Annotated in this window: 9 protein-coding genes and 2 riboswitches; of the genes, 1 reads left to right on the forward strand and 8 read right to left on the reverse strand. The window is 67.8% G+C overall.

What is annotated here, in order from left to right; translation table 11 throughout:
- Positions 1-2 precede the first annotated feature (2 nt).
- Positions 3-1,496 carry a tripartite tricarboxylate transporter permease gene (locus tag ACK4ZD_RS05600; RefSeq protein ID WP_409659539.1) on the forward strand — a complete coding sequence of 498 codons (1,494 nt, stop codon included), beginning with the start codon at positions 3-5 and terminating at the stop codon, positions 1,494-1,496.
- Here the strand turns inward: ACK4ZD_RS05600 and ACK4ZD_RS05605 are convergent.
- From ACK4ZD_RS05605 to ACK4ZD_RS05640, 8 genes are all read right to left on the reverse strand, one after another.
- On the reverse strand, positions 1,476-2,924 hold the full coding sequence (locus tag ACK4ZD_RS05605; protein WP_409659540.1) for a sensor histidine kinase: 1,449 nt from the start codon (positions 2,922-2,924) through the stop codon (positions 1,476-1,478). The genes ACK4ZD_RS05600 and ACK4ZD_RS05605 overlap by 21 nt on opposite strands.
- On the reverse strand, positions 2,921-3,601 hold the full coding sequence (locus tag ACK4ZD_RS05610) for a response regulator transcription factor (protein ID WP_409659541.1): 681 nt from the start codon (positions 3,599-3,601) through the stop codon (positions 2,921-2,923). Before ACK4ZD_RS05610 ends, ACK4ZD_RS05605 begins: the two co-directional genes overlap by 4 nt.
- 70 nt (positions 3,602-3,671) lie before the next feature.
- Positions 3,672-5,063, reverse strand: coding sequence for an L-serine ammonia-lyase (locus ACK4ZD_RS05615; RefSeq protein WP_409659542.1), 1,392 nt, complete (start codon positions 5,061-5,063; stop codon positions 3,672-3,674).
- Between the two features lie 25 nt (positions 5,064-5,088).
- Positions 5,089-6,138, reverse strand: a complete 1,050-nt coding sequence (locus ACK4ZD_RS05620) for a threonine aldolase family protein (protein ID WP_409659543.1) — start codon at positions 6,136-6,138, stop codon at positions 5,089-5,091.
- Positions 6,139-6,145: 7 nt separating this feature from the next.
- Complete coding sequence (gcvP, locus tag ACK4ZD_RS05625; protein WP_409659544.1) at positions 6,146-9,040, reverse strand: aminomethyl-transferring glycine dehydrogenase; 2,895 nt, start codon at positions 9,038-9,040, stop codon at positions 6,146-6,148.
- A 69-nt stretch (positions 9,041-9,109) separates the two neighbouring features.
- A complete protein-coding gene (gcvH, locus tag ACK4ZD_RS05630; protein WP_409659545.1) occupies positions 9,110-9,487 on the reverse strand; it encodes a glycine cleavage system protein GcvH in 378 nt (125 codons plus the stop codon).
- Positions 9,488-9,530: 43 nt separating this feature from the next.
- Complete coding sequence (gene gcvT / locus ACK4ZD_RS05635; protein WP_409659546.1) at positions 9,531-10,655, reverse strand: glycine cleavage system aminomethyltransferase GcvT; 1,125 nt, start codon at positions 10,653-10,655, stop codon at positions 9,531-9,533.
- Between the two features lie 57 nt (positions 10,656-10,712).
- Positions 10,713-10,833: riboswitch (glycine riboswitch) on the reverse strand.
- A 10-nt stretch (positions 10,834-10,843) separates the two neighbouring features.
- A riboswitch (glycine riboswitch) is annotated at positions 10,844-10,934 on the reverse strand.
- A 76-nt stretch (positions 10,935-11,010) separates the two neighbouring features.
- A complete protein-coding gene (locus tag ACK4ZD_RS05640) occupies positions 11,011-12,696 on the reverse strand; it encodes a 4Fe-4S dicluster domain-containing protein (RefSeq protein WP_409659547.1) in 1,686 nt (561 codons plus the stop codon).
- Between the last annotated feature and the right edge of the window lie 296 nt (positions 12,697-12,992).

Below are 12,992 nucleotides of genomic sequence, written 5' to 3' on the forward strand. Positions count from 1 at the left end.
TCATGGACACCTTCGCAGCCCTGATGGGCGGCTTTGCCGCTGCCCTGCAGCCCGAGATCCTGCTCTACGGCTTCCTGGGCTGCCTGCTGGGCACGATGGTGGGCGTGCTGCCCGGCATCGGGCCGGCGTTGACGATCGCCCTGCTGCTGCCGCTGACCTACAAGGTGCCGGCTGCGGCGATGTTCGTGATGTTCGCCGGCGTGTACTACGGGGCCATGTACGGCGGCTCGACCACCTCGATCCTGATCAACACGCCGGGCGAATCGGCCACGGTGGTGACGGCACTGGAGGGCTACCGCATGGCAAAGCGGGGTCGCGCCGGGCCGGCCTTGGCCACGGCGGCCATCGGCAGCTTCGTTGCCGGCACGCTGGCGACGTTGGCACTGACCTTCGTGGCGCCCTGGGTGGTGGAGGTGGCTTTGCGCTTCGGGCCGGCCGAGTACTTCAGCCTGATGCTGCTGTCGCTGGTGGCCGTCTCGGCCGTACTCGGCCGTTCGGTGCTGCGCGGCCTGATCGCCCTGGGGTTGGGCCTGCTGGTCGGCCTGGTGGGCATCGACCTGCAGACCGGCCAGCCGCGTTTCACCTTCGGTCGGGCCGAGTTGCTCGACGGCGTGGAGTTCACGGCCGTGGCGGTGGGCTTGTTCGCGGTGGGCGAGGCGCTGTATCTGGCCTGGCAGGGCCGGGCCGGCAAGGGAGAGGTGCTCAAGGTGCAGGGGCGGGTGTGGCTCACGCGCGAGGACTGGCGGCGCAGCTTCTGGCCTTGGGTGAGGGGGGCAGGCTTCGGGTTTCCGATCGGTGCCTTGCCCGCCGGCGGCGCCGAGCTGCCCACGCTGCTGTCGTATTACACCGAGAAGAAGCTCTCCAGGCACAAGGAGGAGTTCGGCCACGGGGCCATCGAAGGCGTGGCGGGCCCGGAAGCGGCCAACAATGCTTCGGCCGCGGGCGTGCTGATGCCGCTGCTGACGCTGGGCATTCCCACCTCGGCGACGGCCGCGGTCATCCTGTCGGCCTTCGAGAGCTACGGCCTGCAGCCCGGCCCGACGCTCTTCACTTCGCAGTCCGGCCTGGTGTGGACCTTGATCGCCAGCCTGTACATCGGCAACGTGATCCTGCTGATGCTCAACCTGCCGCTGGTGGGGCTGTGGGTGAAGCTGCTGTCGATTCCGGTGCCGCTGCTCTATGCGGGCATCATTCTGATCTCCACCGTCGGGGTCTATGGCGCCGGTAACTCGCTGTTCGACGTGGCCCTGCTGTACGTCTTTGGCGTGATCGGTTATGCGATGCGGCGCTTCGATTTCCCTGTCGCGCCGCTGGTGGTAGGGCTCATCCTCGGACCGATGATGGAGCAGTCGATGCGCCAGGCGCTCACGATCAGCCAGGGCCAGTGGAGCACCTTCGTGACCCGGCCGATCTCGGCCACCCTGCTGCTGATCGCAGCGCTGCTGCTCGTGCTGCCTGCGCTGTGGAAAGCCGGGTCAAGGCGTCGCCAACGGTAGGCGCACCACGGCCCGCAGGCCATGAGGCTGCACCGGCTCCAGGTGCACCTGGCCGGCGTGGCGCTCGACGATCTCCTTGACGATCGCTAGCCCCAGGCCGCATCCTTGGCCGTCGCGGCTGGCGCGCACGAAACGCTCGAAGACTCGCCGGTGGGCGTCGGGGCCGGCCTCGGGGGGCAAGCCCGGTCCGTCGTCTTCGACCACCACCTCGGCCTGCCCCTGCACCGCGCGGCTGTGTACGGTGACGCTGGCGCCGCGCCCGGCGTAGCGCACTGCGTTGTCGATCAGGTTGAGCAGCACTTCGCGGATCAGCAGGCTGTTGCCCAGGATGGGCAGAGGCTCGACGTCACGGTCCTCGACCCCGAGGTCCACCCCGGCCTGCAGGGCGCGAGGCACCTGTTCGGCCGTCACCTCGCGCACCAGCCGGGCCAGGTCGAAGTGTCGGCGCCCGAGGGTCGCAGCCGATTCGGGCTCGGCCCGCGCCAGCACCAGCAACTGCCCCACCAAGTGGGCGGCGCGGGTGGCGCTCTCGTGGACACGCTGCAGCCGCCCCTGCAGCGCCGGGTCTTGGGCCTCGGCCAGGGCCAGCTCGACCTGCGACTTCAGCCCGGCCAACGGGGTGCGCAACTGGTGGGCGGCGTTGCTGATGAAGCGGCGCTGGGTGCTCACGTTCTCGTGCACCTGGGCCAGCAGGCTGTTGACGGCCTGGGCCAGCGCGCGCACTTCTTCGGGCGCGGCCTCCAGTTCAATGGGGGCCAGGTCGTTGGGGGCGCGATCTTCCACCACCGCCTGCAGCCGCGCCAGTGGGGCCAGGCCGGTGCGGATGCCCCCCCAGACGATCAGCGACATCAGCAGGATCAAGCCCGACAGGGGCAAGGCAGTGTCGATCAGGATCTGCCGGGCCAGTTCCTCGCGGCTGGCCCGACTCTTGGCCAGTTGGACCAGCATGCGCTGAGGCGAGGTCGTCTCGCCATAGGCCAGGTAGAGCGCCGCCACGCGCACCGGGACGCCATCTACCAGCCCGTCGTAAAAGTAGGGCCGGTCGAGCTGCAGGTCGGGAATGGGCGGCGGGGGCGGCAGCGTGTTGTTGCCCAGGATGAACTGCCCTGGCGGTGTGCTCACCATGTAGTAGACGCGGTCGTCCGGATCGGTTTCCAGGATGGCCTGAGCGGCTTTGGGGAAGTCGATCAGCAGCCCGTTGTCGATGGGTTTGACCTGCTGCGCCAGGGCGCGCGAGGACTGGTACAGGCTGCGGTCGATCGCCAGGTTGGCATGGCGCGCCGCCACGCTGTAGGTAACGAAGGCCGCGGCAATCCACAGCACGAGCTGCGGGATGAGCAGCCACCACATCAGATGGCGATGCAGCGAACGCCGCCCCGGGGCCAGACCCAGCCGCGCTTGAAGGGCGCTCCAGCGCGAGGGGTTCACGCCTTCGTGTCCGCTTCGAGCAGGTAGCCCAGCCCGCGTACCGTGCGGATCGACAGGCCGGACGGCTCCAGCTTGCGACGCAGGCGATGGATGTAGACCTCGATCGAGCCAGCCGGCTCGCCCTTGGCCCCGGCCTCGCCGCTCCAGGACTGGGTGATCTGTTCCTTGGTGACCACCTTGTCGCGCTGGCTCAGCAGCAACTCCAGCAACGACCATTCCCGCGGCGACAGGTCCACTGGTTCACCCGCGATGGTGGCTCGCCGCGCGTCACGGTCCATCTGCAGTTGGCCGGCTTGTAGCAAAGAGTTGCTGCCCGGCTGGGCACGTCGCAGCAGCGCCCTCACGCGGGCTTCGAGCTCGGGGAATTCGAAGGGCTTGGTGAGGTAGTCGTCGGCCCCAGCGTTGAGCCCCTCCACGCGGTGCTCCAGATCGCACAGCGCGGTCAGCACCAAGATGGGCTGTGCCGGCTTGCTGGCACGCACGCGCTTGAGCACGGTCAGCCCATCGACCAGCGGCAGGCCGATATCGAGGATGGCGGCATCGAAATGCTGGCGGTTGAGCAGGTACTCGGCCACCGCGCCGTTCTCGGCGGTCTCCACCTCGAAGCCGGCGTGTTCGAGGTTGGCCACCAGGGCGTCGGCAAGGATGGCGTCGTCTTCGGCAAGCAGAAGTCGCATGCCGAAAGCTTAACGTGAAATTACATCGCCGGAGACTGGGGCTTGCCCCTGGAGCAGGATCGCTCGGGCGTCAGCACTCGACGATGTTGACGGCCAGCCCGCCGCGGGCGGTTTCCTTGTACTTGGTCTTCATGTCGGCCCCGGTCTCTCGCATGGTCTTGATGACCTGGTCCAGGCTCACATGGTGCACGCCGTCACCGCGCAGGGCCATGCGCGCGGCGTTGATGGCTTTCACCGAGGCGATCGCGTTGCGCTCGATGCAGGGGATCTGCACCAGTCCACCCACCGGATCGCAGGTCAGGCCCAGGTGGTGCTCCATGCCGATTTCGGCGGCGTTTTCCACCTGCTCGGGCGTACCGCCCAGCACGGCACACAGGGCGCCGGCGGCCATCGAGCAGGCCACGCCCACCTCGCCCTGGCAGCCCACCTCGGCACCGCTGATCGAGGCGTTCTCCTTGTAGAGGATCCCGATCGCCCCGGCCGTGAGCAGGAAGTCGATCACGCCGGCCTCGGTGGCGCCCGGCACGAAGCGGGTGTAGTAGTGCAGCACGGCCGGCACGATGCCGGCGGCCCCATTGGTGGGGGCGGTCACCACGCGGCCCCCGGCGGCGTTCTCCTCATTGACGGCCAGGGCGTAGAGATTCACCCAGTCCATCACCTGCAGCGGGTCCTTCAAGGCCGCCTCGGGATGGGCGGTGAGCGAGCGGTACAGCGCTGCGGCGCGCCGGCGCACCTTGTAGCCTCCCGGCAGGGTGCCCTCGGCACGGCAGCCGCGGTTCACGCACTCCTGCATCACGCGCCAGATGTGCAAGAGCCCCGCGTCGATCTCGGCGTCGCTGCGCCAGTGACGCTCGTTCACGCGCATCACGCCGGCGATGGACAAGCCTTCACGGCGGGTGAGCGTCAGCAGTTCGGCCCCGCTGTGGAAGGGCAGGGGCAGCACGGTGGTGTCGGGCGCGATGCGTCGTTGCCGGCTCCCATCGGCGGCCACCTCCTCGCTGACGACGAAGCCGCCGCCCACCGAGTAGTAGATGCGCGCGGCCAGCTCAGCGCTATCGGCACCGAACGCAAGGAAGCGCATGCCGTTCGCATGGAAGGGCAGGCTCTGACGGCGCAGGAAGACCAGGTCCTCGGCCTCGTCCAGCGCGATGCGGTGGGTACCGCCCAGCACGAGCGCGCGCTCCTGGCGGATCGCCTCCAGCATCGCCGGCACCTGGTCCACATCCACCGTGTCGGGCTCGTGGCCGGCCAGACCCAGCAGCACGGCCTTGTCGCTGCCGTGGCCCTTGCCGGTGGCGCCCAGCGAGCCGTACAGCTCGCAGCGCACGCGCCGCACGGCATCGAGCCCACCCTCGTGGCGCAGCCGTTCGATGAACATCCGTGCAGCCCGCATCGGGCCCACGGTGTGCGAGCTCGACGGGCCGATGCCCACCTTGAAGAGGTCGAAGACCGAGACGGCCATGGGCGGGCTCCAGGAGGGGTGAGGTTCAGGCCTGGCAGAGCTGCCGCAGGTCGGTGGCAAAGGCATCCACCGCCTCGGCCGTGGTGTCCCAGGCGCACATCAGGCGGCAGCCGCCACCGGCGATGAACTGGTAGAACTTCCAGCCTTTCGCATACAGGCCGTCGATGATCGGGGCCGGGAGCTGGGCAAACACCGAGTTCACCTGCGGTGGGTGCAGCACCTGCACTCCGGGGATGTCGCGGATCGCCTCATACAGGCGCTGCGCCATTGCATTGGCATGGCGGGCGTTGCGCAACCACACGTCGTTCTCCAGCAGGCCCACCCAGGGCGCCGAGATGAAGCGCATCTTCGAGGCCAGCTGGCCGGCCTGTTTCACGCGGTAGGCAAAGTCGTCCGACAGCGCCCGGTCGAAGAAGACCACCGCCTCACCGACGGGCAGGCCGTTCTTGGTCCCACCGAAGCACAACACGTCCACGCCGGCGCGCCAGGTGATCTCGCTGGGGTGGCACCCCAGGGCGGCCACCGCGTTGGCAAAGCGTGCGCCGTCCATGTGCAGCTTGAGCTTGCGCCGCTTGGCAATCGCCGAGATCGCGCGCACTTCCTCCACGGTGTAGACCGTGCCGAGTTCGGTGGCCTGGGTGAGGCTCACCACCTTGGGCTTGGGGTAGTGGATGTCGCTGCGCTTGGTGACGAGCTGCTCCACCGCATCGGGCGTGAGCTTGCCCAGCCGGGCGGCCGGGCTTTCGGCTTCGGCCACGAGCAGCTTGGAACCGTTCGAGAAGAACTCCGGCCCGCCGCACTCGTCGGTCTCGATGTGGGCCACCGGCGTGCAGATCACCGAGTGGTAGCTCTGGCACATCGCGGCCAGCGCCAGCGAATTGGCCGCCGTGCCGTTGAAGACGAAGTAGACGTCGCAATCCGTCTGGAAGAGCTCGCGGATCTTGTCGGTGGAGCGCTGGGTCCAGATGTCCTCCCCGTAGCCGGGCTGGTGGCCGCTGGCATTGGCCTGCATGAACCAATGCGTGGCCTCCGGACACATCCCCGCGTAGTTGTCGCTGGCGAAATGCTGCTTCATGACGGCTTTATTGGTACTCGCTCAAGGGCACGCAACTGCAGAACAGGTTGCGGTCGCCGTAGACGTTGTCCACCCGGCCCACCGGCGACCAGTACTTCTGTCGGCGCAGGCGGGCCAGCGGGTAGGCGGCCTCCTCGCGGGTGTAGGCGTGGTTCCACTCGGCCTTGAGCAGGCTCTCAGCCGTGTGCGGTGCATTCTTCAGCGGGTTGTCCTCGCGCGGCCATTCGCCGCGCTCGACCTTGGCGATCTCCTCGCGGATCGCGAGCATCGCCTCGACGAAGCGGTCCAGCTCGGCCAGTGACTCACTCTCGGTGGGCTCCACCATCAGCGTGCCGGCCACCGGGAAGCTCAGCGTGGGCGCATGGAAGCCGTAGTCGATCAGGCGCTTGGCCACGTCCTCGGCCGTGATGCCGCTGGTCTCTTTCAGCGGGCGCAGGTCCAGGATGCACTCATGGGCGACGCCACCGCCCTTGATGCCCGGCACGTTGCTGCTGAAATGCAGCTCGTACGGGCCGTCCAGGCGTGCGGCGATGTAGTTGGCGCTCAGGATGGCCGTCTCGGTGGCGGCCTTCAGGCCTGCCGCACCCATCATGCGCATGTACATCCACGAGATCGGCAGCACGGCGGCGTTGCCCAGCGGCGCGGCGCTCACCGCGCCCACCTGCGACTCGTGGCCCAGGCCCGCGCTGCGGTGCGCCGGCAGGAAGGGCACCAGGTCGGACACCACGCACACCGGGCCCACGCCAGGGCCGCCGCCGCCGTGCGGGATGCAGAAGGTCTTGTGCAGGTTCAGATGGCTCACGTCGCCGCCGAACTCGCCCGGGGCGGCCACGCCCACCAGGGCGTTCATGTTGGCGCCGTCCACATAGACACGTCCGCCGTGGGCATGCACCAGCTCGCACAGCTCCTTCACCCGCGTCTCGAAGACACCATAGGTGGACGGGTAGGTGATCATCACGCAGGCCAGGCGCTCGCTGTGCTGCTCGCACTTGGCGCGCAGGTCGTCAAGATCCACATTGCCGTCGGCATCGCATTTGGTCACCACCACTTGCATGCCCGCCATCTGGGCCGAGGCCGGGTTGGTGCCGTGGGCCGATTCGGGGATCAGGCAGATGTTGCGATGCCCCTGACCGCGCGCCTCATGATAGGCCTGGATGATCAGCAGCCCGGCATACTCACCCTGAGAGCCGGCGTTGGGCTGCAGGCTGATGCCGGCATAGCCCGTGGCCTGGCTCAGCCAGTCGCACAGCTGCTCGTTGAGCTGCGCATAGCCCTGCAACTGGTCCTTCGGCGCGAAGGGGTGGATGTGCGCAAACTCCGGCCAGGTGATGGGGATCATCTCGCTGGTGGCGTTGAGCTTCATCGTGCACGAGCCCAGCGGGATCATCGTGCGGTCCAGCGCCAAATCCTTGTCCGACAGGCTGCGCAGGTAGCGCAGCATCTCCGTTTCAGAGTGATGGGAGTTGAAGACCGGGTGGGTGAGGTAGGGGCTGGTGCGGCGCAGCCGCTCAGGAATGAGCGGTGCGACGCCCTTCTCGGCTGCCTCCCACGAGGGCAGGGCGCGGCCCCGGGCGAACACCCTCCACAGCGCTTCCACATGCTCGCGCGTGGTCGTCTCGTCCAGCGAGATGCCCACGGTCGTCGCGCTGGCGCGGCGCAGATTCATGCCCGCGGCCACGGCGGCGGCCAGCAAGGCCTCGGTGTGCTCGCCAGTGCGCAGCTCCAGTGTGTCGAAGGCGGTGTCGTGCGTGGGGGCCCAGCCCAGACTGGCCAGGCCCTGGGCCAGCACGGCGGTGAAGCCGGCCACACGCTGCGCGATGCGCTTGAGGCCCTGCGGGCCGTGGTAGACGGCGTACATGCTTGCCACCACGGCCGGCAGCACCTGCGCGGTGCAGATGTTGGACGTGGCCTTCTCGCGGCGGATGTGCTGCTCGCGCGTTTGCAGTGCCAGCCGGTAGGCCGGGGCGCCATGGGCGTCTACGCTCACGCCCACCAGGCGGCCGGGCAGTGAGCGCTTGAACTCCTCGCGGGTGGCCATGTAGGCCGCGTGCGGCCCGCCGTTGCCCATGGGCATGCCGAAGCGCTGGGTCGTGCCCACCACGATGTCGGCACCTTGCTCGCCCGGTGGCACCAGCAGGGTCAGCGCCAGCAGGTCCGCGGCCACCACGGCCAGGGCGCCACGGGCGTGCACGGCCTCGATCTGCGGCCGCAGGTCCAGAATGCGACCGGTGACGCCGGGATACTGGAACAAGGCGGCGAAGCAGTCCGTCTGTGAGGCCTGCTCCGCCGGGCCGGTCACGACCGTCAGCCCGAGGGGCCGCGCGCGGGTGCGCACCACCTCCAGGGTCTGGGGCAGCACATCGTCGGCCACGAAGAAGGTCGTGCTCCTGCTCTTGCCGACTCGGGCGGCCAGGGTCATGGCCTCGGCAGCGGCCGTCGCCTCGTCCAGCATCGAGGCATTGGCGATCGCCATGCCCGTGAGGTCGCACACCATGGTCTGGAAGTTCACCAGAGCTTCCATGCGCCCTTGCGAGATCTCGGCTTGGTAGGGCGTGTAGGCGGTGTACCAAGCGGGGTTTTCCAGCACATTGCGCAGGATGACGGCAGGCGTGTGGGTGCCGTAGTAGCCCTGACCGATATGACTGCGCAGCACCCGGTTGCGCGCCGCGATGGCCTTGAGTTCCTCGAGGGCACGGGCCTCAGGCACCGGTGCGGGCAACTCCATCGGGGCGCTGCGCACGATGCTGCGCGGCACGATGGCGTCCATCAGGGCGGCGCGGGAGGCCGCGCCGATGGCCGAGAGCATCACACGTTCATCGGCAGCATCGATGCCGATGTGACGGGCCACGAATTCATCGTGGGCTTCGAGGTCGCTCAAGGGGGTGAGGGCAGACATGAGCATGGCGTTGGGGCAAAGAAGGTCATGCGACGACTGCACCTGCCCAGGCAGGCCGCAGCCGGCGCCCACGATTCAGGCGTTCTTGACGAGTGCGTCGTAGGCCGGGGCGTCGAGCAGGGCATCGAACTCGGCCAGGTCGTCCATCTTGACCTTGAAGAACCAGCCCTTGCCCAAGGGGTCGGAATTGGCCAGCGAGGGGTCGGCGCGCAGCGCCTCGTTCACTTCGAGGACGTGCCCACTGACCGGCGCATAAACGTCGGCGGCGGCCTTGACCGATTCGACCACGCCGGCCACGTCACCCTTCCTGAATTCGGCCCCCACGGCAGGCAGGTCGACGAAAACCACGTCGCCCAACGCGTCCTGGGCATGAGGCGTGATGCCGATGGTGGCGACGCCTTCGTCGCCATCGAGTTCGATCCACTCGTGGTCGGGGGTGTACTTGACGGTCATGCAGGACTCCTGGCTGGATGGGGTGAAATAGAAAACAGGGCGATCAACGGTGATAACGGTGCGGCACGAAGGGCAGGGCCGTCACGCGCATCGGGTGGGTCTTCTCGCGCACCACGGCGTGCACGATGGAGCCGGTGGCCGCATGGTTCACCGGCAGGTAGCCCATCGCAATGGGCACGCCCAGCGCGGGGCTCACGGTGCCGCTGGTGACGTGGCCGGCGTTGTGGCGGGCGGCGTCGAGGAGCTTGGCCCCCTCGCGCACCGGCGCCCGCTCCAGGCCGACCAGGCCCACGCGCTTGACCAGGGCCCCATGGGTCAGTTGCAGTTCGATCGTCTGGGCGCCGGGATAACCGCCGGCACGGGCGCCACCGGGGCGGCGCACCTTCTGGATCGCCCAGGCCAGCGCGGCTTGCACCGGCGTGGTCTGGGCGTCGATGTCGTGACCGTGCAGACACAGACCGGCTTCCAGGCGCAAGGTGTCGCGCGCGCCCAGGCCGGCCAGCTTCACCTCGGGCTGCATCAGCAGCACGCGGGCCAGGGCATCGGCGTCCTCAGCCGCGACCGAGATTTCGAATCCGTCCTCGCCGGTGTAGCCCGAGCGGGTCACGAAACAGGCCTTGCCCGCCAGCGTGAAATGATCGCCCGTCATGAAGCTCAGACGCTGCACGTCGGCGTTCACGCGAGCCAGAGCCTGCACGGCCAGCGGGCCCTGCAGGGCCAGCAGCGCCCGGTCGGGCAGAGACTGCACCGTGCAGCGGTGGCCGATGTGGGTGTTCAGGTGCGCCAAGTCGGCTTGCTTGTTGGCTGCATTGACCACCAACAGCAGATCGTTCTCCCGACGCGTGATCATCAAGTCATCGAGGATGCCGCCGCTGGCATTGGTGAAGAAGCCGTAGCGCTGCTTGCCCACGGGCAAGTCGAGCACATCCACCGGCACCAGTGATTCCAGGGCGCGGGCGGCGTCCTCACCGGCCAGGCGGATCTGGCCCATGTGGGAGACGTCGAACAAGGCCGCGCTCTCGCGGCACTGCCGGTGCTCGGCGATGATTCCTTCGTACTGCACGGGCATTTCGTAGCCGGCAAAGGACACCATGCGGGCACCGTGCTCCAGGTGCAGGGCGTACAAGGGGGTGCGCAACAGCGCGGACGTCGAGACTTGGGCGGACATGGCATTCTCCTGGGGCTGTCATGCGAGCGTGCCGTCCCGAAAGCCGGTCCGGCACGTGCTGCCCTCGCTGTCCGCTTTACCTGAGAGATTGGCCGCCTGACTGTTTCAGCCGCAGCGGCTTGCCCCTTCGGTGGGCTGGGTGACCGTGGTCGCCCGGCCTCTCTCCAGTGAGGAACGCCTTGTCCACAAGGCGCTTGTCAGTCCTGGGTGCCTGAGCGTTCGGGCTTGCGCCCTGCGCCTTCGGCGGCCCCCGCAGGGGCTCTCTCCTGACAGGTGCCAGTGTAATTCACCGGCCACGAAAATGGCGGCCCCGGGGCCGCCAAATTTCTCCCGAGGCACTGCCCGGGCGGGGGGGTCACATGCCCGCGTAGTTGGGCCCGCCGCCGCCTTCGGGCGTGACCCAGACGATGTTCTGCGTCGGATCCTTGATGTCGCAGGTCTTGCAGTGCACGCAGTTCTGCGCGTTGATCTGCAGGCGGTCGCTGCCGTCTTCGTCCTTGACGAATTCGTACACACCCGCCGGGCAGTAGCGGCTCTCGGGCCCGGCAAACCGGCTCAGGTTGACCGCCACGGGCACGCTGGCGTCCTTGAGCGTCAGGTGGGCCGGCTGGTTTTCCTCGTGATTGGTGTTGCTCACGAACACCGAGGACAGGCGGTCGAAGGTCAGCGTCCCGTCGGGTTTGGGGTAGACGATCTTCTCGCACTGGTCGGCCGGCTTGAGATAGACGTGGTCGGGCTGGTCGCGGTGCAGGGTCCACGGCGGGCTGTGGATGCCGATCTTGGGCAGCAGCCACTGCTCGACCCCGGTCATCAGCTTGCCCACCAGCGGGCCCTTCTTGAACCAGTGCTTGAAATTGCGCGACTGCTGCAGTTCCTCGTACAGCCAGCTCTTCTCGAAGGCTTCGGGGTAGGCGGTCAGCTCGTCGGCCGACCGTCCGGCCGCCACGGCGTCGAAGACGGCTTCGGCGCACAGCATGCCGCTCTTGATGGCGGCGTGGCTGCCCTTGATGCGCGCCGCATTGAGGTAGCCGGCATCGCAGCCCACCAGGGCGCCGCCCGGGAACACCGTCTTGGGCAGGGCCTGGGGTGTGCCGTTGTTGATGGCGCGGGCGCCATAACTCAGACGCTTGCCGCCCTCGATGTGCGCCCGGATGGCCGGGTGCGTCTTCCAGCGCTGCATCTCCTCGAAGGGGCTGAGCCAGGGATTCTGATAGTCCAGGCCGATCACGAAGCCCAGAGTGACCTTGTTGCCCTCGAGGTGATAGAGGAAGCCGCCCCCGAAGGTCTGATCGTCCATCGGCCAGCCGGCGGTATGCACCACCAGGCCCGGCTTGGCCTTGGCCGGGTCGATCTCCCACAGCTCCTTGATGCCGATCGCATAGGTCTGCGGATCCTTGCCCGCGTCGAGCTTGTAGCGGGCGATGAGCTGCTTGCCCAGGTGCCCACGCGCGCCCTCGGCAAAGACGGTGTACTTGCCCAGCAACTCCATGCCGAGCTGGAAATGATCCGTGGGCTTGCCATCCTTGCCCACGCCCATGTTGCCGGTGGCCACGCCGCGCACGCGGCCCTGCTCGTCGTAGAGCACTTCGGCGGCGGCGAAACCCGGAAAGATCTCCACGCCCAGGCCCTCGGCCTGCTCGGCCATCCACTTGACCACGTTGCCCAGCGAGATGACATAGCACCCTTCGTTGTGGAAGTTGCGCGGCACGAAGAAGTCGGGAATGCGTGTGCTGCCGGTCTCGGTGAGCGTGAGCACATCATCCCCGGTGACCGGCTGGTTCAGCGGCGCCCCCAGTTCCTTCCAGTTGGGGAAGAGCTCGTTCATCGCGCGCGGGTCCATGACCGCGCCCGACAGAATGTGGGCCCCGGGTTCAGAACCCTTTTCCAACACCACCACCGAGATCTCCTGGTTTTTCTCGGCGGCGAGCTGCTTGAGCCGGATGGCCGTGGCCAGCCCGGCCGGGCCGGCGCCGACGATCACGACGTCGTATTCCATGGATTCGCGCGGGCCGTACTGCTCCAGGATCTCTTGCGCAGTCATCGTGTCTTCCTCTTCGAATGGATGGGATCGCCTGGGGCCGACGCCGATGCTGCCGCCCCGAACTGCCTCGATTCTATCGACTCGTCGCAGAAAATCGAACGATCGTTCGATTCTTTCCTTGGTAGCGGACTCTAGCGCACCATGGGCCTCAGGGATGTCGGCCGCGCGACACGTATAGCAGGCCGTTGAAAAATCCCCCACTGGCGTCTGCGTATGCCAGTACGATCTGAAGCGGTCCAAGAACAACCCATAGCCAGACGATGAGAGGCAGTCAAGATTTCCAGGGGGCGATGTTC

Source organism: Caldimonas sp. (assembly GCF_046291045.1).
GTDB lineage: Bacteria > Pseudomonadota > Gammaproteobacteria > Burkholderiales > Burkholderiaceae_C > Caldimonas.